Origin of the sequence: Haladaptatus sp. CMAA 1909, from assembly GCF_043952005.1 — an archaeon.
Classification (GTDB): Archaea; Halobacteriota; Halobacteria; order Halobacteriales; family Haladaptataceae; genus Haladaptatus.
The window spans coordinates 965762-991496 of the sequence record NZ_JBIOAV010000001.1 but is presented as its reverse complement, the minus strand read 5'-3'; the positions used below and the strand labels follow the sequence as shown (position 1 = coordinate 991496).

25 protein-coding genes, 1 tRNA gene and 1 pseudogene are annotated in these 25735 nt (G+C 61.5%); 13 read left to right on the top strand and 14 right to left on the bottom strand.

The genetic code is table 11. The annotated features are described in order from the left end of the window. Positions 1–79 precede the first annotated feature (79 nt). On the top strand, positions 80–475 hold the full coding sequence (locus ACGYLY_RS05555) for a DUF2267 domain-containing protein (RefSeq protein ID WP_231183213.1): 396 nt from the start codon (positions 80–82) through the stop codon (positions 473–475). 6 nt (positions 476–481) lie between these two features. On the opposite strand, the gene ACGYLY_RS05550 is transcribed toward ACGYLY_RS05555, so the two are convergent. The 5 genes from ACGYLY_RS05550 to ACGYLY_RS05530 all read right to left on the bottom strand — a co-directional run bounded on the left by ACGYLY_RS05550 (position 482) and on the right by ACGYLY_RS05530 (position 5959). After that, a complete protein-coding gene (locus tag ACGYLY_RS05550; protein WP_395282598.1) occupies positions 482–850 on the bottom strand; it encodes a hypothetical protein in 369 nt (122 codons plus the stop codon). Further along, complete coding sequence (locus ACGYLY_RS05545) at positions 847–2520, bottom strand: FAD-dependent oxidoreductase (RefSeq protein WP_395282599.1); 1674 nt, start codon at positions 2518–2520, stop codon at positions 847–849. Before ACGYLY_RS05545 ends, ACGYLY_RS05550 begins: the two co-directional genes overlap by 4 nt. Before the next feature lie 3 nt (positions 2521–2523). Continuing rightward, a complete protein-coding gene (locus ACGYLY_RS05540) occupies positions 2524–3984 on the bottom strand; it encodes an electron transfer flavoprotein subunit alpha/FixB family protein (protein ID WP_395282600.1) in 1461 nt (486 codons plus the stop codon). A 2-nt stretch (positions 3985–3986) separates the two neighbouring features. Continuing rightward, positions 3987–4835, bottom strand: a complete 849-nt coding sequence (locus ACGYLY_RS05535) for an electron transfer flavoprotein subunit beta/FixA family protein (protein WP_395282601.1) — start codon at positions 4833–4835, stop codon at positions 3987–3989. A gap of 170 nt (positions 4836–5005) precedes the next feature. Further along, positions 5006–5959: a polymer-forming cytoskeletal protein gene (locus tag ACGYLY_RS05530; protein WP_395282602.1), complete on the bottom strand. Its 954-nt coding sequence runs from the start codon at positions 5957–5959 to the stop codon at positions 5006–5008. A gap of 189 nt (positions 5960–6148) precedes the next feature. Between ACGYLY_RS05530 and ACGYLY_RS05525 the strand changes: the two genes are divergently transcribed. Both ACGYLY_RS05525 and ACGYLY_RS05520 read left to right on the top strand, forming a co-directional pair. Then, positions 6149–6346, top strand: a complete 198-nt coding sequence (locus tag ACGYLY_RS05525; protein ID WP_066146401.1) for a DUF5800 family protein — start codon at positions 6149–6151, stop codon at positions 6344–6346. Between the two features lie 48 nt (positions 6347–6394). Then, entirely contained in the window at positions 6395–6532 is a 138-nt protein-coding gene (locus ACGYLY_RS05520; protein ID WP_395282603.1) for a hypothetical protein, read from the top strand. 167 nt (positions 6533–6699) lie between these two features. Here ACGYLY_RS05520 and ACGYLY_RS05515 read toward each other — a convergent pair whose 3' ends face one another. Further along, on the bottom strand, positions 6700–7917 hold the full coding sequence (locus ACGYLY_RS05515) for a proteasome-activating nucleotidase (protein WP_395282604.1): 1218 nt from the start codon (positions 7915–7917) through the stop codon (positions 6700–6702). A gap of 143 nt (positions 7918–8060) precedes the next feature. Here ACGYLY_RS05515 and ACGYLY_RS05510 point away from each other — a divergent pair, with 143 nt between their 5' ends. Then, positions 8061–8333: a helix-turn-helix domain-containing protein gene (locus ACGYLY_RS05510; RefSeq protein WP_231183205.1), complete on the top strand. Its 273-nt coding sequence runs from the start codon at positions 8061–8063 to the stop codon at positions 8331–8333. A 237-nt stretch (positions 8334–8570) separates the two neighbouring features. Here the strand turns inward: ACGYLY_RS05510 and ACGYLY_RS05505 are convergent, their stop codons facing one another. After that, positions 8571–8699 (bottom strand): hypothetical protein, encoded by a 129-nt coding sequence (locus ACGYLY_RS05505; RefSeq protein WP_395282605.1) that lies wholly within the window; start codon positions 8697–8699, stop codon positions 8571–8573. Beyond that, a pseudogene (locus ACGYLY_RS05500) lies at positions 8700–10259 on the bottom strand (succinic semialdehyde dehydrogenase). Between the two features lie 61 nt (positions 10260–10320). On the opposite strand from ACGYLY_RS05500, the gene mre11 reads away from it, so the two are divergent. Further along, positions 10321–11787, top strand: coding sequence for a DNA double-strand break repair protein Mre11 (mre11, locus tag ACGYLY_RS05495; RefSeq protein ID WP_395282606.1), 1467 nt, complete (start codon positions 10321–10323; stop codon positions 11785–11787). Then, the gene (rad50, locus tag ACGYLY_RS05490) at positions 11784–14450 is read left to right on the top strand and encodes a DNA double-strand break repair ATPase Rad50 (protein WP_395282607.1); all 2667 of its coding nucleotides are present in this window, start codon (positions 11784–11786) and stop codon (positions 14448–14450) included. Before mre11 ends, rad50 begins: the two co-directional genes overlap by 4 nt. Here the strand turns inward: rad50 and ACGYLY_RS05485 are convergent. Genes ACGYLY_RS05485 through ACGYLY_RS05475 form a run of 3 tightly spaced genes read right to left on the bottom strand, consistent with a single transcriptional unit; the run spans position 14427 to position 15455 of the window. Then, complete coding sequence (locus ACGYLY_RS05485; RefSeq protein ID WP_395282608.1) at positions 14427–14861, bottom strand: hypothetical protein; 435 nt, start codon at positions 14859–14861, stop codon at positions 14427–14429. The genes rad50 and ACGYLY_RS05485 overlap by 24 nt on opposite strands. Positions 14862–14886: 25 nt before the next feature. Next, positions 14887–15222 carry a hypothetical protein gene (locus ACGYLY_RS05480; RefSeq protein ID WP_395282609.1) on the bottom strand — a complete coding sequence of 112 codons (336 nt, stop codon included), beginning with the start codon at positions 15220–15222 and terminating at the stop codon, positions 14887–14889. Between the two features lie 47 nt (positions 15223–15269). Continuing rightward, positions 15270–15455 carry a hypothetical protein gene (locus ACGYLY_RS05475; RefSeq protein ID WP_231183199.1) on the bottom strand — a complete coding sequence of 62 codons (186 nt, stop codon included), beginning with the start codon at positions 15453–15455 and terminating at the stop codon, positions 15270–15272. Between the two features lie 108 nt (positions 15456–15563). Here ACGYLY_RS05475 and ACGYLY_RS05470 point away from each other — a divergent pair, with 108 nt between their 5' ends. The 7 genes from ACGYLY_RS05470 to ACGYLY_RS05440 all read left to right on the top strand — a co-directional run bounded on the left by ACGYLY_RS05470 (position 15564) and on the right by ACGYLY_RS05440 (position 23298). Beyond that, entirely contained in the window at positions 15564–18245 is a 2682-nt protein-coding gene (locus tag ACGYLY_RS05470) for a DNA-directed DNA polymerase (protein ID WP_395282610.1), read from the top strand. Between the two features lie 162 nt (positions 18246–18407). After that, positions 18408–19313: an ABC transporter ATP-binding protein gene (locus ACGYLY_RS05465; RefSeq protein ID WP_231183197.1), complete on the top strand. Its 906-nt coding sequence runs from the start codon at positions 18408–18410 to the stop codon at positions 19311–19313. Positions 19314–19322: 9 nt separating this feature from the next. Further along, the gene (gene sufB, locus ACGYLY_RS05460; RefSeq protein WP_231183196.1) at positions 19323–20753 is read left to right on the top strand and encodes a Fe-S cluster assembly protein SufB; all 1431 of its coding nucleotides are present in this window, start codon (positions 19323–19325) and stop codon (positions 20751–20753) included. Further along, the gene (sufD, locus tag ACGYLY_RS05455; RefSeq protein ID WP_395282611.1) at positions 20750–21958 is read left to right on the top strand and encodes a Fe-S cluster assembly protein SufD; all 1209 of its coding nucleotides are present in this window, start codon (positions 20750–20752) and stop codon (positions 21956–21958) included. Before sufB ends, sufD begins: the two co-directional genes overlap by 4 nt. A gap of 90 nt (positions 21959–22048) precedes the next feature. Next, positions 22049–22549, top strand: coding sequence for a ferritin-like domain-containing protein (locus ACGYLY_RS05450; RefSeq protein WP_395282612.1), 501 nt, complete (start codon positions 22049–22051; stop codon positions 22547–22549). Then, entirely contained in the window at positions 22546–22974 is a 429-nt protein-coding gene (locus ACGYLY_RS05445; RefSeq protein ID WP_231183193.1) for a metal-dependent transcriptional regulator, read from the top strand. Before ACGYLY_RS05450 ends, ACGYLY_RS05445 begins: the two co-directional genes overlap by 4 nt. A gap of 222 nt (positions 22975–23196) precedes the next feature. Further along, positions 23197–23298 (top strand) — tRNA-Gln (locus ACGYLY_RS05440). Between the two features lie 118 nt (positions 23299–23416). Here ACGYLY_RS05440 and ACGYLY_RS05435 read toward each other — a convergent pair. From ACGYLY_RS05435 to ACGYLY_RS05425, 3 genes are all read right to left on the bottom strand, one after another. Next, positions 23417–23728: a hypothetical protein gene (locus ACGYLY_RS05435; protein WP_395282613.1), complete on the bottom strand. Its 312-nt coding sequence runs from the start codon at positions 23726–23728 to the stop codon at positions 23417–23419. 1 nt (position 23729) lies between these two features. After that, positions 23730–24101: an ArsR/SmtB family transcription factor gene (locus ACGYLY_RS05430; protein ID WP_395282614.1), complete on the bottom strand. Its 372-nt coding sequence runs from the start codon at positions 24099–24101 to the stop codon at positions 23730–23732. Between the two features lie 300 nt (positions 24102–24401). Next, entirely contained in the window at positions 24402–25586 is a 1185-nt protein-coding gene (locus ACGYLY_RS05425; RefSeq protein WP_395282615.1) for an outer membrane lipoprotein carrier protein LolA, read from the bottom strand. Positions 25587–25735 lie beyond the last annotated feature (149 nt).

Below are 25735 nucleotides of genomic sequence, written 5' to 3'. Positions count from 1 at the left end.
CGCCGCCCGTCGAACCGCCGCACCGAATCCGCCGCGCGATTCTTGTAGCAAGGTGTCGTGATACCGCTGGGGGAGAATCATGGATTACAGCGATTTCATCGGACAGGTACAGCATCGACTCCAATTGGGTAAACAGGGACAGGCGGTGAGAGCGATTCGCGCCACGCTGACCACGCTCGCCGAGCGGTTGCAGGAAGGCGAAGCGAAAGACCTCGCGGGTCCGCTCCCGATGGAAGTCGACTGGTATCTACTACAGGCCGACTCGGGCCAGCGATTTCACTTCGACGAGTTCGTCTCCCGCGTCGCCGAGCGGGAGAGCATCGACGAGGGCGACGCACTCTTCCACGCGAAAGGCGTGCTGTCGCTCGTCGCCGAAGTCGTCCCGGAAGGCGAGTTGGAACAGATACGCGGTCAACTCCCCGAGGAGTACGACCCGCTCTTCGAACTCGTCGGAAACGAGGACGCGTTCGACTAAGGCCGCTCACCCTGTTTTCCTGTCGGGAACGCGCGTCAGCAACTGCACGGTGTCGTGCAGGTCGTGGGTTTTTATGACGAGTTCCGCGACTTCGCGCACCGTGAAATCCGTCTCGATTTCGTAGCCGTAACAGCGCGCGTACAGCGCCAACCAGTCGTTGAGCGCCCGCTCCATCCGTTCCATCTCGTCCCCGTCGAACCGCACGAACTCGCCGCTTCGCCCGTCGATGTACACGGAAACGACGTCCCCGACTCCCTCACGGAGGTACGACACCGCCATCTCCTCGTCCGGCGGGTCGGCGGGCGCGTCGAACGATTCGCGCTCGTCCCGCGCCCGCGTGGCGAGCGACGCGATGCACTCGCGGTACTCGCTCATCCCTCGCGGAACTCGACTCCCTTGCCGCCGCGTGGGTGTTCCCACTCCGTGTCGGCGACGAGCGCACACGTCCCGCATTCGACGCAGGGTTGCGTGTCGAGGCTGACGATTTTCTCCTCGTGGCTGTTCTCCTGTACCGTCTCCTCGCGGTAACAACCGCCGCCGAAGTCCTTCGCGCTGACCGGACAGGCCGTAACTGCCGCGCCGCTGACTTCGTAGGAGTTGTCGCGCAGTCTGATGTGCGGGTTGCCCACGTCGGTATCGTAGGTCAGGTCGCCGATTCGGTCGGCGAGGCTCTTGGGTTCGACCTCGTTTTCGTCCGTGATTTCGGTTCCCAACTCCTCGGCGATGACCGTGGGCAGCGTGACGTACGGCGTCCGCGTGTCGGGAATCATCGAGGAGAGGTACGGCGAACCGTACAGGCGTTCGAGTTGGCCCGATATCACGCCGGAACTCAGTACCGCCCGCCCGAGCGACGAGGAGAGTACGTTGTCCACGAGTTCGCTCATCCGGTCGTTCTCGGCGATGCCGCGGGTCGCGCGGTACTGATTGGGACGAAGTTTGCTCATGACGCCCTCGTCTTTGAGTTTCTGCTCGTAGAGCCGTCCGGCCTTCTCGGGGTCGCCGCGCATCCGCGCCTCCGCGAAGGCTTCGGCGGCGAGCGCCCCGGCGGTCACGGCGTGGTTCATCCCCTTGATGATGGGGCCTTGTGCCTGCATCTGTCCGCCAGCGTCGCCGACGAGGACGAGTCGCCCGCGGTGCGGTGCCGGGTGGGCGACCTTCTTCGAGTCGGGGACGAGTTTCGCGGAGTACTCCACCTCGTCGTAGTGGCCGTTCAACCACTGGGCGAGGAGCGGATGGGTGAGCAGGTTGTCGAGCAGTTCGTGCGGTTCCGCCTCCTCCGCGACGAGGCTGTCGAGGTGGAAGACGGACCCGATGGAGAGCGTTCCCTCGTTCGTGTAGAGGAACCCGCCGCCGCGGACGCCGTCGAACAGGTCCCCCGAGAAGAGGTGTGCCGCGCCCGTCTCCGGGCCGACGTCGAACCGCTCGTCGATGACGTCTTCGGGCATGTCGATGACGGCTTTAACGCCTTGGAACCACTCCTCCGGTTCGTCCCAGTCCATCAGTCCGGCTTGGCGCGCGAGTTCGCTGTTCACGCCGTCCGCCGCGACGATGAAGTCGGCTTTGATCGGGTCGAGTTCGTCGCAGGTGACGCCGACGATCTTTCCGCGTTCGCGGAGCAGTCCGTTCACCCGAACGCCGGTCAGCAGGCCGCCGCCCGTCTCGTGGGTCATCTCGTGGACCTGCTCGGCCAGCCACGAGTCCATCTCGCGTCGGAGAACCGCATCACACCACTCCGTGTCGTGGTCGTGGAGTCGGGTAATGTCGAACGATTTCACCTTGTCGCCCGCCACGTTGTGGATGTTGTAGTCCGTGATCGGCCGTTCCGTCGCCTCCTCGCGGAAGTCGGGGAACAACGAGTCGATGGTGTAGGGTGACGACTCCTCGGCGTAGAGGAGGCCGCCGGAGACGTTTTTCGACCCGGCCTCGACACCGCGTTCGAGGACGAGCGTTTCGATTCCGTTGCGTGCGAGCGTCGCGGCGGCGGCGGCCCCACCGGGGCCGGCACCGACCACGACGGCTTCGTAGTGTTCGTATTCCTCGCTCATCGTTCAGTCATCGTCCTCCGCTACGACCGCATCCAGTTCGCCCGCCTGTACCGCGTCCGTCAGACGGGGGAGCACGTCGAACATATCCCCTTCGATGAAGAAGTCGCTGAAGTCACGGATGTCCGCGTCCGTGTCGGTGTTGATGGCGATGATTGTGTCCGACTCGTCCATCCCCACCTTGTGCTGAATCGCGCCGCTGATGCCCGCAGCGATGTACAGCGGTGGTGCGACCACCTGTCCCGTCTCGCCGATCTGACGTTCCTCGGAGACGTACCGCTCGACGTGGCCTTCGACGCTGTAGGAGGCCGTCACCACGCCTCGGGACAACCCGAGGTCGGCGTCCTCGAAGGCGTCCACGAGGTCCAACGCGAGTTCGATTCCCTCCGTCGGGTCGTCGCCGATGCCGCGCCCGATCGCGACGATGACCTCCCTCCCGGTCAAATCGACGCCGGTGTCGAGCGTGTCCCACTCGGTGACTTCCACGCGGAACCAGTCGTCCGGGAGGTCGATGTCGTGGGAGACGACTTCGCCTTCTCGATCCCCGTCGGGGTCCATCGCGTCGAAACTTCCCGGAATCACCGAACAACCCTGCGGATGGAACTCCCGGTCGGGGTTGTCGATACAGAGAATGGTCGAATACTCGAACCCGGAGAAGTCCGGGCGTTGCATGTGCAGGATGCGCTCGAACTCTATCTTCTCGCCGGGTTCGCCGGTTTTCACCGGGTTCGAGATGAGTTCGTCCGTGATGGTCAGGCCGGAACAGTCGCTCGCCAGCCCCGAGTCGAGTTCGCCCTGTACCTGCGCCGAAAGGTCACGTCCGTTGTTCGTCGCCGGGAACAGGAAGTATCGCGGTTTGTCGTAGTCCTTCCACTCGGCATCCGTTCGCGCCATGTCCGCCACTATTTCCGTATACGGCTTGTGGCGGAACCGCTCCAGTCGGTCGTCGTCGTGATAGACCGCCACGTCCGCGCCGAGGGTGATGCACTCCTCGGCGAGTTCTTCCATGTCGTCGCCGACGAGGACCGCGACGACGCGCTCGTCGTCTCCGTAGTCCTCGGCGTAGCCGTCCATCAACTCGCGGGCCTTGCCGAGCATCTCCTTCGACACGTCGAGGAGTTCACCGCCCTGCGTCTCGCAGTACACCCACATGTCGCGGTAGACGCCGTTTTCGAGCGCCCGGACGTGCTTCTTGTCGGCGGTCGCCTCCCCTTCGTCGGGACTTTCGACGTCCTCCGCCGTCGCCTCGTACTCGCCTTCGGTTTCGGTGTCGTCGGTCGCTTCGTCGACGTCCGTGTCCTCGGCTACCTCGTCGATTCGGGCCTGAATCACTTCCTTGGCCGTTTTTCGGTCCTTTCCTTCCTCCTCCGCCGAGAGGAGGTCGGACAGTTCGCCGGGGTCCTCGATGGTCCGCACGTCGTCCTCTATCTCCTCGACGGTTCGGTCGCCGGGATTCGTGTCCGTCATGGTCAGTCACCCCCCGCGAACGGCTGCATCGTTTCGAGCACCTCGGACATGGCTTCCTCGTCGTCCAACGTCGCCATCGTAGCCTCGCGCTCGGCCGGTGCCTTCGGAATCGGGTCCACGGAGGAGACGATGGTCGGCGACCCGTCCAGTCCGATGTACTCGGAGTCGAGGTTCAGGTCCTCGTGGTCCCACGTCGTGAGGTACTCCTCGTACTCCTCGGCGCGCGCCTCCGTCTCGGCTTGCAGTTGCTTTTTCCGGAGTCGGTGTGAGGCCTTCCGATAACTCGCTTCGTACTCGGGGTCGGTGACGACGAACGCCGGGAGCGGGGACTCGACCGTCTCGATTTCGTCCACGTCGCCCTCCACCAGTCGCTTGGCGCGCACGGTGCCCTCGTCCTCGTCCACTTCCATTGCGATGACGTGCGTGATGATGGGATAATCGAGACACCACGCCGTCTGCGGACCGGTTTGGCCCGTCTCGCCGTCCGCCGTTTTGAATCCTGCGAACACGAGGTCCGGTTGGCCGATCTTCTCGATACCGGCGGAAAGGGTGATCGCCGTCGCCCACGTGTCGGCGGCGGCCATCTCGCGGTCTGAGAGCAGGTAGAGATCGTCGGCGTACGTCTCCATCGCCTCGCCCAGCACGTCGGCGTAGCCGGGCGGTCCCATGCTCATCGCGCTCACCTGTCCGCCGTGTTTCACCTTCGTCTGGAGGGCGGCGTTCAGTGCGAACCGGTCGTTCGGGTTCATCACCGTCGGGGTTCTCCCACGTTCGAGGTGGCCGTCTTCGTCGAAGGACACCTGCCCCTCGCGGAAGTCCGGGACGCCCTTGGTCAACACGACCGAGTGCATCGGTACCTCCTCGCGTGAGTGCGTTTAGTTTGCATACGTCAATCGTTACCAATACCGCCTGTCGTTATTATACTGTCGGAGGTCTAACAATTATCTGACATACTACCTCGATTCAACCGGCTGTTGATGGCTATCGCTCGACGGTTGTCTCCGCGAAAAGGTATCATTACTCAGGCTTGTGGCGCGGGGCCGTCGGATCCGCTTCGGTCCCGATGTGCCGTCTCGACGGCCTCCGAGGCGTTCTCGTCGTCGCTTTCGTCTTCGTACGTCTCTTCATCGGTCGGTTTCCGAGCGTCGGCACGTACCATCGTCATCTCGCCGCGGGCGCGCATGGTTCCGTCGGCGGTGGCGTTCTCGTGAAATTCGAGGTCGGTACAGGAAACGTCGCCGAGAACCTCCGCACCGTCTTCGAGGACGACGGTGCCGTTGCGCGTCGTCACGTCGCCGTGAATCCGCGTTCGTTCGCCGACCACGATGTCGCCGCGCGCACGGAGGCTTCCGAACAACTCGTCGTCCGCGCCGACGACTATCTCCTCCGCGCGGATGTTGCCGTGGAGCCGACAGCCGTCGCCCACGGTCGCTGGCGTCGAAACGCGCCACGCGTCGTCGCTGACGTGAGCGCTCCGCGGAATCGTCACCGGGTCCGCCTCGCTCTCGTCCACCATCTCGTCGATGATGCCTTGGGCGGCCTCCTCCTCGCCGAGTCGGAGGAGTTGTGACAGATAGACGAACAGGAACACGACGGTCGGCATGGGGTTGCGGATGACGATCCAGCCGTTGGCCTCGAACCCCTCGTCGATCTGAACGTCGTCGCCGATGTCGAGGTCACCGCTGACCATCAGTTGCCCAGTGACGTGGACGCGCTCGCCGAGATACGCGTCCTGTCCGACGAGTACGTCGCCGTCCACGTCACACCAGAGGTCGAGGCGACAGTCCGATTCGGCCTCGATGTGACCGCCGAAAGTCGTCCGTTCGCCCGCAATTACGTTGTTCCCGCGGACGCCGAACTCGACGGTACTCTGTGCACCGACGATGATGTCCCCGTCGGTGACGAGGTCGTGTTCTTCGACGGTGGTCCCGTCGGGAATCGAGAGTTCATCGAGTGGGTCAGAACGGAGCGGCACACATCCTACCAGCAAGTCGCTCGTAATAAAACCTCCCGAGACCGTCAGACGTTCGTCTGTCACGTTTCGGATTTCCGGCGAAAAATCCGGACGAGATCGGACACGGAACGAATCACGTGCGTCGAACTCACGGATTTCTCCTCGTCGTGTTCTGTAGCTTTTTTACCTACCCGCGGCGAACGCCGTGGTATGACTACGCTCTCGTTCGATGACGACGGTGTCGATGTCGTTTACGAAGGAACCGAATTTCGTCTCTCGAAGGACCTCATCGAGGAGGCGACGGGAAAATCCTACTACGACGTGACCGACCACCAAGTCCTGCACATCGTGGAGAAGGATCCAGCGACGGGCGGACAGGCGCGGCGAATCGGCGACATCCTTCGTTAACGGTCGGAACTCCGGTAGGGTTTAGACGAGGGAGAGAAAACGTGAGGTATGAACCTTCCCGCCGATTTCGAACACCCCGCATGGATGACCGCGACGAGTACGGTCGGCTCGTACCTCCTCGTCCTCGTGGCGATGACCGTCCTGCTGTTCGGCGTTCCCTACGTGATTTTCACCGCGCTGGCGTAATCCGAAGTTTCGACGAACGGCGACCGAATTTTTGCCCGTCGAGAATCGAGCAGCCGCGTCGCTGTCGGTGGTCGTAACGACAGTCGAACGAGAACAGACGAACGAAAAAACCGAACCGTGGTGGTTCACAGGAACCGCGTCGAGTTCGGGGTTGAAACCCGAACGAATCAGGCGAACGTCTTCGAAACCTCGTCGTTCTCCTCTTCTTCCTGCTCTATCTTCTCCTGAGCGTCGACGAAGTCCTGCATTGTGATTTCGGTGCGGTCGTCGCGGATGGCGAACATCCCGGCTTCGGTACAGATGGCCTTGATGTCCGCACCGCTCGCGTCGCCCGCTTCGACGGCGAGGTGCTCGTAGTCCACGTCGTCCGCGATGTTCATGTCGCGGGTGTGGATGCGGAAGATCTGTTCGCGGCCTTCCTCGCCGGGGTTCGGGACTTCGATGAGGCGGTCGAAGCGACCCGGGCGGAGGATGGCGCGGTCGAGCATGTCGAAGCGGTTGGTCGCCGCGATGATGCGGATTTCGCCGCGGTCCTCGAACCCGTCCATCTCCGAGAGCAGTTGCATCATCGTCCGCTGCACTTCGGCGTCGCCCGACGTCTTCGAGTCGGTACGCTTCGACGCGATGGCGTCGATTTCGTCGATGAAGAGGACGGCGGGTTCGTGCTGGCGTGCGACCTCGAACAGGTCACGGACGAGTTTCGCACCTTCGCCGATGAACTTGTGAACGAGTTCGGACCCGGCCATCTTGATGAACGTCGCGTCGGTTTGGTTCGCGACGGCCTTGGCCAGCATCGTCTTCCCGGTTCCCGGCGGGCCATAGAGGAGAACGCCGCTCGGCGGTTCGATACCAACCTGTTCGAACATGCCGGGGTTTTCGAGCGGCATCTCGACCGTCTCGCGGACCTCGTTCATCTGTTCCTCCAAGCCACCGATGTCCGAGTAGGTGACTTCGGGGCTCTTCGTGACTTGCATCACGCGAGCGCGAACGTCGGTTTCGTCGTCCAGCGTTTTCACGATAGAGAGGGAGTTGTTCACGGCGACGCGCGCGTCAGGGTCGAGTTCGTCACGCATCTCCTCGGTCACTTCCGTAACCGCCTCCTGATTGTTGCCGTGCTGTTTGATGATGACGCCTTCCTCGGTTATCTCCTGAACCGTGGCGACGAACAGCGGCGACTGTTTCAGCTTCTTGTTCTCGTGGGTGAGTCGTTCGAGCTTCTGCTGATATTTGTTGTTCTCCGCGTTCGCATCGAGAAGTTTGTCCCGCATCTCCTCGTTCTGGGATTCGAGGACATCGAGACGCTCTTGGAGAGCTTCTATCTGTTCCTGTTGTGACGTACTCTCCTCGTCGTAGGGGAGTTCTACGTCATCCACAGTATCGGTCATCAACTCGGGGATAAGGGCCTGCATCTTAAGAGGCTTCGGGTGCCCGACCTGTTGGTACGATCAAATATGCCGTGTATTTAATTCCCAGTGGTAATATGAAAGAATGGGAAATATTATTACGCTGTATTCAAAATGGGGAAGTGATGAGCGCCCCAGAGCTTTCACGAACGACCGAAAATCGGCTCCAAGACGTGGATTCGACCGCGACCATCCGCGACTTGCCGCCGAGCGCGAAGCTAGTCGCAAAGGTGTTGGAGTACAACGAGACGATGACCCAAAGCCAACTCGCCGAAGAAACGCTGTTGCCGCCGCGAACCGTTCGCTACGCTCTGACGCGTCTCGAAGAGGAAGACCTCGTCGACTCGCGATTTTCCTTCTCCGACGCGCGAAAACGCCTCTACACGCTTGACCTCTGAATTCCGACCGTTTATATCTCATGCCGCGGCCAACGACGGCCAAGCGCGGTCGTTTCCCACTCTCACGTTTCGCAGTGTTCGCTCCTCCACACCGTCCCATCACTCCGTACCTTCCTTCGCTGTCCGTTCTGCTCCCTTCCACCGCGGCTAACGTATCGGGTCGGGCGTGACCACCCGGCGGTCACGCCCGAAGACAACCGTGCTCCCGACGGAGAACGGTGGCGTGCTCTCCGTCGATTACTCGCTCTCGACCGTCTGTCGATATTTCGGTTGGACGAGACGGGAGATGATCCGCCCGCGAGCGAGCGACCGCTTCGTCAGCGCGGAGCCGAGAAATCCGGGGAGTTCGGCGAGGAAGACGTCCATCTACCGGGCCTCCTCGATTCGCTTGAACAGTCGCATCACGCCCGACATCGCGCGAGCGTACCACTTCGTCGGAACCCACCGCGGTGGTGCGAGCGAGGCGACTCGCTGTTCGGCGACCGTTTGCGATTCGGTGTACTTCCGCATTCCCTCCCGGCCGTGACGACGGCCGATTCCCGAGTCCTTCATCCCGCCCATCGGCGCATCGACGGACGCCCACGTCGCGTGATACGGGTCGTTGATTCCCACCGTTCCGCAGTCGATTCCACGGGCTATTCTCCACCCTCGGTCCGTGTCCGTCGTCCAGACGCTCGCGTTCAATCCCCGGTCGGAGTCGTTGGCAAGCGCGATTCCCTCCTCCTCCTCGGAAAACCCGGACAGGGAAACGACCGGGCCGAACGTCTCCTCGCGTGCCAGCGTCATCTACCTCCGTCACGTCCGTCAGAATCGTCGGTTCGAAGAAGTACGGCCCGACATCGGGGCGCGCGTTTCCACCGGCGACGACCGTTGCGCCCTCGTCCACCGCGTCCGCCACGTGTTCCCGAACCTTCTCGAACTGCCGTTCCGAGACGAGCGACCCGACTTCCACGTCGTAATCGAGCGACGGTGCCATCGAGAGTTCGCGGGTCCGTTCCGCGAATGTCCGCCGGAACTCATCGTACACACCGTCTTGGACGTACAACCGTTCGAACGAGAGACAGATCTGTCCGGCGTTGGTGAAACAGCCCCGAATCGCCCCTTCGACGGCAGCACCCACGTCCGCGTCATCCAGCACGAGCATGGGGTTCTTCCCCCCGAGTTCGAGCGAGCACTTCACGTTTCGCCCGCGCGTTCCGCGACGGTTCGCCCCGTCTCGGTGCTGCCGGTGAAACTCACGAAATCCACAGCGTCGATCAGCGCCGGACCGACCTCGTCGCCTCGCCCGGTGACGACCCGAAAGGCGTCCGCCGGCAGTCCCGCTTCCCGCAGCAGTTTCGCGACCAGCAACGCGGAGAACGGCGTCTCCTCGGCGGGTTTCAGCACCACCGCGTTTCCGGCGAGGAGCGCGGGAATCGCGTCCGAGGCGGCGAGCGTGAGCGGGTAGTTCCACGGTGCGATGACACCGACGACGCCCACGGGCTTCCGATATTCTATCGTCTTCGTGGCGAGCGGAATCGCCCCGTCGCGCCGTCGCGGCCGGAGCAGTTCTTCGGCGCGCGTGGCGTAGTACCGGGCATTGGTCGCCACGTCGAGGACCTCCTCGTAGCCGTCCTGCCGGACCTTTCCGCTTTCCAGACCCATCACGTCGAGGAGTTCGTCCTGTCGATCCAACACGAGGTCGTGACACCGCAGGAGGACGTCCGCCCGGCGGTTCACCGACCACGACGACCACTCGCCCTGTGCGGTTCGAGCGCGCGCAACCGCCGCGGTCACGTCCGATGGAGCGCAGGCAGGGACGTTGCCGATTCGCTCCCCCGTGAACGGCGCATCCACCGGAATCGACTCGTCGCTTTCGTCGGCGGAAACGTCGTCGGCGAGGTCGTTCAACGTACCGGAGAGAATGTAAGACGTCTGAAACGTCATGCGGATGTAAACGGGACAGTCACGGAAACAATTTATGAGGCTGGAACGTATCGCTGAATCAATGACACGGGTGATTCACACGGGCGACACTCACATCGGGTATCGTCAGTATCATTCGCCCGAGCGACGGGACGATTTTCTTGCCGCGTTCGACCGGGTCGTCGAGGACGCCATCGAGGACGAAATGGATGCGGTCGTCCACGCCGGCGACTTGTTCCACGACCGCAGACCCGGACTGGTGGACCTCCACGGGACGATTTCGGTCCTCCGAAAGCTTCGTCGGGCGGACATCCCGTTTCTCGCGATCGTCGGGAACCACGAGAGTACGCACGGCCAACAGTGGCTCGACCTCTTCGAGACGTTGGGGCTCGCGACGCGACTCGGGGCGTCCCCGGTTCTCGTCGGCGACACCGCCTTCTACGGAATGGATCACGTTCCGGTCTCGAAACGCGACGACCTCGACTACGAGTTCGAGGCACACGACGCGGACGCCGCGGCGCTCGTCGCACACGGCCTCTTTCAGCCGTTCGACTTCGGTGACTGGGACGCCGAACGCGTCCTGACCGAGGCGTCGGTCGATTTCGACGCGATGTTGCTCGGCGACAATCACCAACCTGAGAAGGAGCGGGTCGCCGACGCGTGGGTGACCTACTGCGGTTCGACCGAGCGCGCGAGCGCGAGCGAGCGCGACGACCGGGGGTACAACATCGTCCACTTCGAGGAGGACGTGACCATCACCAGGCGCGGCATTCCGACACGCGATTTCGAATACGTCTCCGTCAGCCTCGCCGAGGAGGACGGCATCGACTTCGTCCGGGAGGCGATTCGTGAACACGACGTGGGCGACGCCGTCGTCCTCGTCTCCATCGAGGGCGAAGGAACCGACGTGACTCCCGCGCGGGTCGAGGAGTTCGCCACGAACGAAGGCGCGCTCGTCGCCCGCGTGACCGACCGGCGTGAAATCGAATCCGAAACCGACGACCTCTCGATTTCGTTTGCCGACCCGGACGACGCGGTTCGCGAGCGCGTCCGTGAGATGGGACTCAGCGAGACGGCCCACGCGGTGGACGAGATCGTCCGCGCGAGCAAGGTCGCGGACGCGAACGTTCGGGATGCGGTCGAAGAACACGTTTCGACCCAGATCTCCGAAACCCTCGCGGCGTTCGAACCCGCGGAAGGGGACGACCCCGACGCAGCAGAGTCGGACGCGGACGACGGCGAAGCGGGCGAAGCGGGGGAGGCGGACGCGGAAACCCTCTCGGTTTCGGTGCGCTCGGACGGTGACGAAACGGGCGACACGGACGACGGGGACGAATCGGAGGAGTCGTCGTCCGAGGACGTTCCCGCGAAAGAGACATCACCCGAAGAAACCCAACCCACGGAGGCCGTCGCGGATTCGGAGACGGCTTCCGAGGAGGGTAGTGCCGCGGTGGACGACTCGGCCACCGCTACCGACGAGGAGGCCGACACGGCGGACACCGACGACTCCGGAATTGACGGGCAGATATCCATGGAGGACTACCTGTGAAGTTCGAACGCGTTCGGCTATCCAACTTCAAGTGTTACGAGGACGCGGACCTCTCCCTCGATTCGGGAGTCACCGTCATCCACGGACTCAACGGGAGCGGGAAATCCTCGCTCCTCGAAGCGTGCTTTTTCGCGCTGTACGGCGCACGGGCGCTCGACAGGACGCTCGAAGACGTCGTCACCATCGGCGCGGAGGACGCGGAGGTCGAACTCTGGTTCGCGCACGCGGGCGGAAATTACCACGTTCACCGGCGGATACGTGCGACGGGCGACTCGGCTCAAACCGCAAAGTGCGTCCTCGAAACCCCCGACGGAACCCTCGACGGTGCCCGCGACGTGCGTGCCCACATCGTCAACCTGTTTCGCATGGACGCGGAGGCGTTCGTCAACTGCGCATACGTCCGACAGGGCGAGGTGAACAAACTCATCAACGCCACCCCGACACAGCGCCAAGACATGATAGACGACCTCCTCCAACTCGGCAAACTGGAGGAGTACCGTGAACGCGCGAGCGACGCCCGACTCGGCGTCAAAAGCGTCCTCGACGACCGGCGGGGAAGCTACTCCGAACTCGAATCACAAATCGAGAAGAAGGAGGAAAAGAACCTCCACGGCCTGTTGAACGACCTCGAATCGAAGCGAAACGAGACGGAATCGGAAATAGAACGGTACGAAGGGAACCGTGACAATGCACGCGAAACGCTCGAAAACGCCGAAACCGTCCTCGAAACGTCCGAGGAAAAGCGGGAAGAATTGGCTTCCCTCGAAACGGACATCGAGTCGCTTCAGGACGGGATAACCGAGACGGAGAACGAACGCGAAAACTGCCGCAAGCGGGCGAGCGACGTACGGGAGACCATCGCGGAACTGGAATCGAGTGTCGAAGAACTCCTCGACGAAACGGACCTCGAAACCGCCGACGAGAAGGCCCTCGATTCACGACTCGAAACACTCGACGACGAGGACGGGTCGCTCGCAGAAGAACTCGAAGATCATCGCATGAAAGCCCAGATGTTCGACAATCAAGCGTCGAACCTCGGCGAGCGCGTGGCAGACCTCGAATCACGGGCGACGGAGAAGCGAGAGCGGGCGAACCGACTCGACGACGAAGTCGAGGAGGCGACGGCGGAACTCGAAAACCGCCGCGAAAAACTGACCGAAATCGACGACGAAATCGAATCGTACCGCGAACGCTTCGCGGACGCGCCGGTCGAGTTCGGGGCGGCCGAAGAGCACCTCGAATCGCTCCGCTCGGACCTCGCGGACTGCCGCGAGGCGGAGACGAACGCCCGTGCGAACCTTCGGACAGCGAAAGAGGGAGTCGAGGAGGCGGAGCGTCTCTTGGATGCCGGAAAGTGCCCGGAGTGTGGGCAACCCGTCGAGGAATCCCCACACGTCGATACGATAGACGAGGACCGGGAACGAGTGTCGGAACTGCGGGACGAAGTCGAAACGCTTCGTGAGAAACGGACGCGTCTCGAAGCGCGAATCGAGGACGCAGAGGAACTCCTCACGGCGGAAAACCGCGTTCGAGAGCGTCGGAACAACCGGGAGAACGTCGAACAACTGGTTGAGGACAGGGAGAACGCGATTCGGGAGAAACGAGAGGAGGCCGACCAACTCCGGGAGGAAGCGAAGACGCTCCGATCCGACGCGGCGGAGCGCAAGGAATCGGCGGCGGAACTGGAGGCGAAAGCCGAAACGCAGCGCGAGGAGGTCGAACGCTTGGAAGGGGAACGAGAAGCGGTGGCCGACCGTCGAACCCGAATCGAACGGATACGGACGATTCGGGGGAAGAAAGATGATGCCGAATCCGAACTCGAACGACTTTCCGAAAAACGAAGTCATTTGGAAGAACTCAACAACCAGCGCCGGGAGACCCTCTCGGACAAACGCGCACGTCAGTCGGAACTCCGCAACGCCTACGATGAGTCGGCGGTCGAACAGGCGCGAAACGACAAGGAGCGGGCGGAGAACTACCTCGAACGGGTGACGGACGAACTCTCGTCGCTGCGTGAACGACGGGACGACCTCATCGACCGAATCGGCGGCGTTCGCGGCGAGATCGAGGAGTTGGAGGAGCTTCGTGACCGTCGTGATGATATCGAAGAACGGGTTTCAGCGCTCGAATCGGTGTACGACGAAGCCGCCGACTTGCAGTCGATGTACGGCGACCTCAGGGCGGAACTCCGCCAACGAAACGTCGTGAGTCTGGAGCGGATGTTGAACGAGGTGTTCGACCTCATCTACCAGAACGACTCGTACGCGCGCATCGCGCTCGACGGCGAGTACCGACTCACGATTTACCAGAAGGACGGCGAACCGCTCGAACCGGAACAGCTCTCGGGCGGGGAGCGGGCGCTGTTCAATTTGAGTTTACGATGTGCGATTTACCGCCTCCTCGCGGAGGGCATCGAGGGAAGCGCACCCATGCCGCCGCTCATTCTGGACGAACCGACGGTGTTCCTCGACTCGGGGCACGTCTCGCAGTTGGTGGAACTCGTCGAATCCATGCGGGAGTTGGGCGTCGAGCAGATAATCGTGGTCAGCCACGACGACGAGTTAGTCGGCGGCGCTGACAACCTCGTGCGCGTGGAGAAAGATTCGACGACCAACCGGTCGCACGTCGAGGACAGGGAATCACTCCTCGGCGTCGCCGACTAACGACGCTACTCCGTCCGTTCCGATATCGGTCAAGCCGTAGCCGCGTTCGCCCGCGATTTTTCGCTCTTCGATGAGTCCCGCCGCGCGGAACTCGGCGAGCAATCCGTGCAGGTCGCTTTCACAGAGGTCGTATGCCGAGACTATCGAGCGCGCCGGAACGGGGCCGCGGTCGTAGAACTCGATCAACAGGCCGAGTGCCCGGTCGTTCGGGACGGCAGTGAGGATTCGTCTGACCGGCGACGAAACCCGTCGTGCCGACGTTTCGAGCGGCGACTCTCCGGAGACCGAATCGAGGCGGTCGTTTTCGAGGTAGCGTTCGTCCCCTGTCCGCGGGTCACGGACGAGGCTCGATTCGTCCGACTGCTTGACGAGCAGATACCGGCGTCCCGATTCGTCGCAGACGGTTCGCATGACTCGGAGTAGCGCTGGCGAACGGTTAGTCCTTCTGGACGGAACGGTATCGGCGGTAGCCGCGTCCGAACGCGAACAGGCCGACGGCGAGGAGGCCGCCGCCGACCGTCCATTGTCCCCGAAACACGATGAGCATGACGCCGAGGCTGAGACAGAAGAGGGCGATGTTGAAGAGGAGAACTTGCGCCCAGAACTCCTTTTGGAGTTCCGGGTCGGCGTCCACCTCGCTGTAGTCACGAACGGACGGGCCTTCGACGCGAAGCCGTTCCGATGGGTCCTCCACCGTCGGAATCATGTCGGCTTCCGGGGCGTCACCCGGGTCTTCGGATCCCTCGTCGTCGTGACCGAATCTGTCGAACACCGTGGCTCGTCGTTCGTCTGTAAAAGGGAAAAGCGTTCGGAGTCGATTCAGACGTGTTTTTCTAACGTGACCGTGCTGGACGCCTTCAGCCATCCAAGGGGGTTGTTAGCGTCGTAGAATACGACGCCGTCTTCCGTCTCATAGGCTTCGATCGAACTCATCGGTTCGTCGGGAACCGGAAGTTCGGTTTCTGCGCGGTCCAGCGTTCCGTCTTCTGTTGCACGGTCAGACATTGGCTTGACCTCATCCTGTGCTATGAGTTAACACATTAAATCTCTTTCCCTACATCCGACTGGCCCAAACGGGAGGGTTTTTACCGAGAAGCACCAAAAACAATCGACATGACTCAATCTGGGCTTGGTGACTTCGCGGGTGGAGAAAAGCGTCCCGCGGCAGAAGCCCACGCCGTTGCGGGGAACGAATCGACGACGGCGAACGTCGTGGACGCCGACAAAGATTGGCTCCCCGAATCACGGGGAATCATCGAGCTAGCGGTGACGCAGGTCGATTACACCATCGACGGCAGTGGTGACGAGGAGGAACCCATCATCCACGTGTTCGGGCGAACGTCGGACGACGAACAGCAGCACGTTCGCGTCGTCGGCTTTCGGCCGTACTTCTACGCGCCGACGGAGACGTTGGACGACGGGAAACTGGACGACGGGCGAATCACGGGGTCCGAGGAAGGCTACGAGAGCATCCGTGGCGAGCGGTTGACGAAAATATTCGGTCGGACGCCGCGTGACGTGGGGAACATCCGTGACGAGTTCGACCACTTCGAAGCGGACATCCTCTTTCCCAACCGCTTCCTCATCGATAAGGACATCAAGAGCGGGATTCGGCTTCCCGAGCGTCGCCGTGAAGACGGAGCTATCGTCGTGCAGGAGAGCGAAGTCGAAGCGGCCGACGTGCAGGCGAATCTCCGTGTTCACACCTTCGACATAGAGGTCGACGACCGCTCCGGATTCCCCGAGGATGGGGAGGAACCGATCGTCTGTCTCACCAGCCACGACTCCTATCTCGACGAGTACGTCGCGTGGGTGTTCGACGCGCCGGACGGGAATAGCACCCCACCGACCGACCTCCCCGACTACGAACCCCTCCGGGAGGAACCGACCATTGAGGTTCGAGCGTTCGAAGAAGAGGAGGCGATGCTGTCGGCGTTCCTCGACTACATCGACGAAACCGACCCGGACGTACTCACGGGGTGGAACTTCGAGGACTTCGACGCGCCGTACTTCCTCGACAGGCTCGAACGGTTGGAGGGACCGCACCACGACTACGACCTCAACTACAACCGACTTTCGCGCGTGAACGAGGTCTGGCGGAGCGACTGGGGCGGCCCGACGGTGAAAGGCCGGGTCGTCTTCGACCTGCTCTATGCGTACAAACGGACCCAGTTCAGCGAACTCGATTCGTATCGCCTCGACGCGGTCGGGGAAGTCGAACTCGGCGTCGGGAAGGAGCGCTATGCGGGGGACATCGGGGACCTCTGGGAGCAGAACCCGATGCGACTGTTGGAGTACAACGTTCGCGACGTGGAACTCTGTGTCGAACTCGACAAGAAGCAGGACATCGTCACCTTCTGGAAGGAAGTCGCGTCGTTCGTCGGGTGTAAACTCGAAGATGCGACGACGCCCGGCGACGCGGTGGACGTGTACGTCCTGCACGAAGCACACGACGAGTTCGCGCTCCCGTCCAAAGGACAAGTCGAGAGCGAGGACTACGAGGGCGGCGCGGTGTTCGACCCGATTACCGGCGTCAAGGAGAACGTGACGGTGCTGGACCTGAAGTCACTGTATCCGATGTCGATGGCGACCATCAACGCGTCGCCGGAGACGAAGGTGGACCCCGAAACGTTCGACGGGGACTCCTACGTCGCACCCAACGGCACTCACTTCAGGAAGGACGAGGACGGCATCATCCGGGACATCATCAACGAGACGCTCAGTGAACGCGAGGAGAAGAAGGCGCTTCGGAACGAGCACGACCCGAACAGCGCGGAGTACGAGATGTTCGACCGTCAACAGGCCGCCGTGAAGGTCATCATGAACTCGCTGTACGGCGTGCTGGGATGGGATCGTTTCCGCCTCTACGACAAGGAGATGGGTGCGGCCATCACCGCCACCGGTCGGGAGGTCATCGAGTTCACGGAGACCGCGGCGAACGAAATCGACTACAAAGTGGCATATGGAGACACGGACTCGGTCATGCTCGAACTCGGCGGGGACATCGAGAAGGACGACGCCATCGACCAGTCCTTCGAAATCGAGGACCACATCAACGCCCGCTACGACGAGTTCGCGCGCGAGGAGTTGAACGCGAACGAACACCGCTTCCAAATCGAGTTCGAGAAACTGTACCGTCGCTTCTTCCAAGCGGGCAAGAAAAAGCGCTACGCCGGCTACATCGTGTGGAAGGAGGGCAAGAACGTAGACGACATCGACATCACGGGCTTCGAGTACAAGCGCTCGGACATCGCGCCCATCACGAAGGAAGTCCAGCGGGAAGTCATCGAGATGATCGTCACGGGAGAGGACTTGGACGACGTAAAGGAGTACGTCCACGACATCATCGTGAACTTCCAGGACGGGAACGTCGATTTGAACGAAGTCGCCATTCCTGGCGGCATCGGGAAACGACTCGACAACTACGACACCGACACGGCACAGGTGCGCGGTGCGAAGTACGCCAACCTCCTCCTCGGAACCAACTTCCAGCGCGGGAGCAAGCCTAAACGCCTCTACCTGAAGAAGGTCCATCCGTCGTACTTCGAGAAAATCGAGCGCGAGGGGGATTTCGACGCGCGTCCGGACACGCTGTACGGCGAGTTCAAACACGAACAGGACGTCATCTGTTTCGAGTACGCGGACCAGATTCCCGAGGAGTTCGAAGTCGATTGGGACAAGATGCTCGATAAGACGCTCAAAGGTCCCATCGAACGGGTGTTGGAAGCGCTCGACATCTCGTGGGAGGAAGTGAAGACGGGCCAGCAACAGACCGGCCTCAGCAGTTTCATGTGAAAGACAGGTATCGTTTTTACCCCTGCTCGAATCTACGAAAGTAATCGCTGTGCTTTCACACTGGAAAACAATTTTTTTCTTTCCGAAAACCGATTGCACAGGAATGCGAAACGGTTATGGGACGACCTACCCTTGCTCCATATGACTTAGGTGACCCTAACAATGGCAACGCTCGAACTGAAAAATCTCCACGCAGAGGTCGTGGAAGAAGGCGAAAAGATCCTCAACGGCGTCGATCTCGAAGTCGAATCCGGCGAGATTCACGCGTTGATGGGACCGAACGGCAGCGGCAAATCGACGACATCGAAGGTTATCGCGGGGCATCCCGCGTACGAAGTCACCGAGGGAGAGGTACTGTTACACCTCGAAGAGGGTGAGTTCGGCGACATCGAGATCCCCGAGGACATGCGCACGTGGAACCTCCTCGAACTGGAACCGAACGAGCGCGCGGCGCTCGGCGTCTTCCTCGCGTTCCAGTACCCCGCCGAAATCGAGGGCGTCACGATGTCCAACTTCCTCCGCACGGCGCTCAACGCGAAGCTCGAAGAGCGCGAAGACCTCTTCAGTGAGGAGGACGAAACTGAGGACGAGGAAGAAGAGTCGGGCTACGACACGAGCCCGATGGAAGGCCCGGCGGACGAGGGCGAAGTCGGCGTCGCCGAGTTCCAGCAACTCCTCAAGGAGAAGATGGAGCTTCTCGACATGGACGAGAAGTTCGCGATGCGCTACCTCAACGCCGGGTTCTCCGGCGGTGAGAAGAAGCAGAACGAAGTGTTGCAGGCCGCCATCCTCGAACCGTCCATCGCAGTACTGGACGAGATCGACTCCGGGCTGGACATCGACCGACTGCAGGACGTATCGAACGGAATCAACGCGCTCCGCGACGAGCAGGGAACTGGCATCCTCCAGATTACCCACTACCAGCGTATCCTCGACTACGTGGAACCCGATACGGTCCACATCATGCTCGACGGCGAAATCGTCAAGGAAGGCGGCCCGGAACTCGCCGAAGAACTCGAAGACAAGGGATACGACTGGGTCCGCGACCAGGTCTACGAGACCGCATAAGGTGTTAGTATGAGTTCAGATCAGGACCACTTGAAAGAGACAGATACGGAAGAACGGTTCGAGTTCAAGAAAGAACAGCGGGCCGCGGTCAAGTCCGACAAGGGGCTGACCGAAGAGGTCGTCCGCCTCATCAGCGAGGACAAGGACGAACCGGAATGGATGCTCCAGCGGCGTCTCCGCGCACTGGAACACTACCAGAACATGCCCATGCCGACGGACTGGCCCGGCCAGCCCGACCTCTCGGGACTGGACGTCGAGGAAATCGTTCCCTACATCCGCCCCGACGTGGACAAGCGCGGCGGCGCGGACGACTGGGACGACCTCCCGGACGACATCAAGGACACCTTCGACAAACTCGGTATCCCGGAGGCGGAGCGAAACGCGCTCTCCGGCGTCGGTGCCCAGTACGAGTCCGAAGTCGTCTACCAGAACATGCAGGAACAGTGGGAGGAAAAGGGCGTCGTCTTCTGCAACATGGACCAGGCGGTCCAGGAGCACGAAGACCTCGTCCGAGAGTACTTCATGACGAAGTGCGTGCCGCCGAGCGACAACAAGTTCGCGGCGCTCCACGGTGCGGTCTGGTCCGGCGGGTCGTTCGTCTACGTCCCCGAGGACGTTACCGTGCAGATGCCGGTGCAGGCGTACTTCCGCATGAACTCCGAGGGGATGGGGCAGTTCGAGCACACGCTCATCATCGCGGAAGAGGGCAGCGAAGTCCACTACATCGAGGGCTGTTCCGCTCCCAAATACTCCGCGTTTAACCTCCACTCAGGCGGCGTCGAGGTGTTCGTCGGCGACGACGCTCACGTCCAGTACTCGACCGTGCAGAACTGGTCGAAGAACACGTACAACCTCAACACGAAGCGCGCCATCGTCGAAGCCGGTGGCCGCATGGAGTGGGTCTCGGGAAGCATGGGGTCGAAATCCACCATGCTCTACCCGTGTTCCATCCTCAAGGGTCGCGGCGCGTCCGCGAACCAGATTTCCATCGCCTTCGCGGGCGAGGGACAGAACATCGACACCGGCGCGAAGGTCTACCACAACGCGCCGAACACCAACTCGACCATCGAGTCGAAGTCCATCAGCAAGGACGGCGGCCGCACGAACTACCGCGGCCTCGTCCACATCAGCGAAGGTGCGGTGGACTCGTCCACGTCGGTCGAGTGTGACGCGCTGATGTTCGACAACGAGTCCACGTCAGACACCATGCCGTACATGGAGATCAACGAGAACCGCGTCAACGTCGCCCACGAGGCGACCGTCGGGAAGATCGGCGACGAGGACGTCTTCTACCTCCAGAGCCGCGGTCTCGACGACGACGACGCGAAACAGATGATCGTGAGCGGGTTCATCGAACCCATCACGGAGGAACTCCCCATCGAGTACGCGGTCGAACTCAACCGCCTCATCGAACTCGAAATGGAGGGCAGTCTCGGATGAGCACGCAGGTTCACAGCACCCTCTCGGAGGAGACCGTCCGCCAAATCTCGGGCGACCTCGACGAACCAGACTGGCTGCTCGAAACGCGTCTCGAAGCGCTCGATGCGCTTTCCGAACTCGACATGCCCGACGTCATCCGGACGCCGGGACGCGACTGGACGAACCTCGATGCGCTCGACTACGACAGCTTCGTCGATCCGCTGTCGGCGGCCGAGGAGAAAGAGCGCGTCGAACCCGAGGGCGTCTCCGTCCTCTCGCTGCCCGACGCGCTGGACGAACACGAAGAGATCGTCGAGGAGTACTTCGGCTCGGTCATCGACCCGCAGGAGAACTACCTGACGGCGCTCTCGGCGGCGTTGTTCACGTCCGGCACGCTCGTCTACGTCCCCGAGGGCGTCGACGCCGAAGACGTGACGATTCGGACGACGATGCAGAGCCAGTCGCTCTTCAACTACACGCTCGTCGTCACCGAGAAATCGAGTTCGGTGACGATTCTGGAGCGCCAGGAGAGCGAGGAACTGGACGGCGAGCGCTACTACAGCGGTCTGGTCGAAATCGCGGCCGGCGAGAACAGCCACGTCCAGTACGGCTCCCTGCAGGACGTCGACGAGGAGACGTACACCTACACGCTGAAACGCGGCACCGCCGCGGACCACGCGTCCGTCAACTGGATCGAGGGGAACATCGGCTCGCGTCTCACCAAGTCCTCCGTCGAAACGACCCTCGACGGCGAGGGCTCCGAGACGAAGACCGTCGGCGCGTTCTTCGGCCACGACGACCAGCACTTCGACGTCGCCGCTCGCGTCTGGCACAAGAACGAGCACACGACGGCCGACCTCGTGACGCGCGGCGTCCTCGACGACGAAGCGCGCTCCGTCTACGAGGGTGTGCAGGACGTCGGCAAGGACGCATGGGACACGAGTTCCTACCAGCGTGAGAACACGCTGATGCTCTCGGATCAGAGCGAAGCCGACGCCTCGCCGAAGCTCATCATCAACAACCACGACACCGAGGCCAGCCACTCCGCGACCGTCGGACAGGTCGACGAGGAGGACCTGTTCTACATGACCTCGCGCGGCGTGCCGGACTCGCTGGCGAAGAACATGCTCGTGGAAGGGTTCTTCGTCCCCGTCTTGGACGAAGTCGAAGTCGAGGAACTCCGCGAGGACCTCGAAGCGAAGATCGTCGAACGACTCGACTACTGACGACGGTCCTTTTCGCTCGAACTCGCTTTCGGTCTTTTTCGCGCGGTCACATCAGGGAGTGTTAAGTTTCCCCACCTCTTTTCACCAGCCATGAGTGTGAGTCAGCGCGTCTCGTCGGACCGCCAACTCGCGCGCTTGCTCCAAATCGGCGTCGTGTTGGAAGAGGTCGTCGAGGCACGGGCCGCGCGCCATTTCGAAACCCTGCCCTCCGCGGAGCGCAACGAGCTCCACGAGGATGTGCGCGAACTGCTCGAAGAAGCGCGCGAAGAATCGGCAGAACACCGAGAACGTCTCGAATCGCTCATCGACGAACTCGATGCCGAAACGATTCCGTTCGAGGAAATAGAGTTGCTGGTGGGCGAGCAGTACGCCCAGACCGCGCCCGATGATTTCGACGGCGTGCTCTACGACCAACTGCACGGCGAGGAGACGGCGTACAAGTTCTACGACGACCTCATCGTCGCCATCGAAGCGAGCGAGACGGAGTTCGGAGTCGACAACGACCGACTGCTCGAAACCCTTTCCTCGATTCGAGCGGAGGAGGCGACGGGAGTCGAAGAAGTCGCGAACCTGATGGAGGCCAGCAAATGAACACAGCAGATCAATATCTGAAGGCGATATACCTCGTCCAGCGCATCAACGACGGCCCGGCGGCAACCGGTGCCCTCGCGGACCAACTCGGCGTAAGTCCCGCCAGCGTCAACGAAATGGTCGGCAAACTCCAAGAGCGCGGGTTGGTCGAACACGAGAAGTATCGCGGCGCGACGCTCACCGAGGAAGGGGAAACGCGTGCCAGCGACGCCCTTCAGACCTACTGTATCCTGGAGCGCTTCCTCGCCAACGTCCTCGAAGTGGACGAGTTCCGGACCGAGGCGAAACAGCTAGAAAGCGTCATCGACGAGACGGTGGCGGCCCGACTCGACACCATCATCGACCGGGAGCCACAGTGTCCCGATTGCTTCCACGCCAACGAGGACATGTGTACATATCTGGTCGAAGACGGGCACGCCGACTGATCCGAGGGCAATCGAATTTCTCCGCGAGACAGTTGCGTTACGTTCAAGTAGCCGCCCGAATTACGTGACGACGTAGCCTTCCCGAGGGAGGGCAAACGAACGAAGTCCCGGGGTGTCTCGCCGAACGAAGTGAGGCGAGGCTTGGGAGCCAACAAGTCGGCTCCCGGTGGTGAGCAGTTTCGAAGAAACTGTGAATCAGACGGGACGACGAGTAAAACGAGGAGTCCCGTGGTGTAGCGGCCAATCATAATGGCCTTTGGACGTGACTGGTGTTCCAGTTGCGGAAGACAGCCATTGACGGCGGTTCGAATCCGCCCGGGACTATGCAAAATTTTGCAGTAATCTCCACAGAAACAGCGACTTCTCCCTTGGTGGAGGTCATACTGCATAAGCCGAATGCGTCCGCGCAGCGAGAAATGAGGAGGAACGATACGCGAGCGGACTACCCTCGCGAATGCAACGAGTAGGCGATGAGCAGAACGCCGAGGAACTGAAACAATCGCGTGACGAGCGTGAGCGGTTGTTGATACTGCAAACCGATATAGCCCTCGCGGAGGAGCAGCGAGCCGACGAAGGCGATGCCGAACGCGACGGCCGTGAGGAAAAACAGGCCCATGGAGAGCGCTTGCATCGTTCGACTGTCGTGGCGGCGATACCCGCGGTAGGCCTGATATCCCACGTAGCCACCGACGAGGGTGGACCCGAGGGCGAGGACGACGATAACCCAGTCGATGGCGGTGGCAATGGATGGCATTTCAGAGATCCTCCCACATCTTCTTGAAGCGGTCGGCGGTGTCGGTCTCGCCTTCTCCGGGGAACGATTCGTCGTCGGTGCGCGTCACGGCCGCCTCGAAGGACCCGGTGTCCAACTCGATAGAAACTTCCGACAGCGTGGCCGTATAAACGCTGTAGTGGTTGTTGCTGGTCCGAATCTTGGTCTGCTCTTCGAGGAGTCCGTGCGCTTGTAATCGTTCCACTCGGCGGTAGACCGTCGGCTGGGACATTTCACATTCGTCGGCAAGCTGTTTTGCGGACATTGGTTTGATACTCGTTGCTGCGAGGATTTTCCGGGCGTACTCGTCGCTAAGGACGTCGAGAAGCTCACCCAGTGCTGGATCCTCACTCACGTTTCAGTCGAATGACTATCGGTCGGATTAATAGGCTCATGGGTTTTGAGCGCGGAGGGGTTGCGACGACCGATTCCGGGAGTGTGATGTGGGCTGTCGAAGCTGTACAGCGTTACTGTGGAGGGACTGCTGCGTCAGCGGTGAACGCGATGGGGGACACCGTGCTGTCAGAGGCCACATCACCATACTTCCGGTGTGGGAGCACGTTGTCAGTTTGTCGGAGCCCATCGCATTTTAACGAACGAACCGTCGGATAATATAAAAAGGGGGCGAGTTTCCGACCCAGAAATTCGTACGATTTCAGGCTGGACAGGCCACCGAGCGGGCGACTTCGATCAACCGGTCTATTTCGACGCCGGTTCCCCGGACGGTGAAGCCGTAGCCGTTGCAGTCCCACGAGAGCGAGGTGGTCGGTCCGTGGTCGATGGTCGCCGGATGACCGTTGATCGTCACGTCACGTTCGTTGGAGTCGATGTCGAGGGTGTAGTTGAACTTCGCAACCGTGAGTTCGCGTCCGTCGGCGGCGTAGCGGAGTCCGACCCCGTTGATACGGCCGTTCGTTCGTGTGGCGTAGACCAGTTCGAACGCGGGCGGCACGGTCGGTTTCGGCACTGAAATCGAACTCCGTGCTTCCAGGTCCGCTCTGGTTCGGTACCACTCCGTCCGAGGGGTGTCCGGTCGCCGTACTTTCGTGTCGGCGTCTATGTCGGGTCGGAACGCGTCCGCCGGCACCTGCACGTCGAACGTCATGTTCGTGTACGTCGTCGTCACCGAACGCTGGGTGCCATCGGCGGTCCATGCCGTCTGCTTGCGTAGCGGATAGAACCGTTCGGAGTCGACCCACAGTCGTTGTCTGTAGTGAGCTCCGCTCTGGTTGGTCGTGGGGGTAATATCGAGCACGTACGCATCCCGCCCGCCGACGGTATCGGTCTCGACGAACTCGACGGCGTAACTACGGTTCGCGCCCATTTGCGGGGCGGTGCCGGTGTGTCGCGGCAAGACGGGTAACGGTGATACACCGACGGATTTGGGCCGACCCTCGTCGTCGGTCAACCCCGCGGCCGAGACGAGCAGTTGGAGTCGGGTGGCCGTTTGCGAATCGGTCGGTGGTCCCGTCAACTCGACGGCGGTCACTGCGTTTTGGTCGATATCGTGGAGCCAGAGCGTCGAGCCGTTCGAGACCTGTAGTTCGTACTGCCGATCCGATGCGTTCTGAAAGCGGATCCGTTTCCGGTTAGTACCCGGAACGAGCGTGACGGTGGCGACGTTTCGGGACGTGACGGTACCGTTGGTTCGCATGGTGACCGACTGCGTTCCGGTGAACGCGTCGATGGAGCGGTAGCGTTCGGTCACGTTGGCGTTGACCGAGGGACTCGCGTCTCCTATCGTACCTCCCGCAGCCCAGAGGACCGCAGGAAGCACGATGCCGAGAAGTAAGAGTACAACGAGTGTACGTCGGTTGAATCGGAATCGTGAGCGGCTCATACTAGTAGCAAGCTGAGTGAAGGTTTAATTGCGTATCGGAAAACCGGCGGGAAAACGTGTCTATCCACCCGACATCTAACTCGCAGTCGATATCCGAATTGATGGTATGAATCTCCAAAATAATAAGTGAAAACTAACATAATTGATGG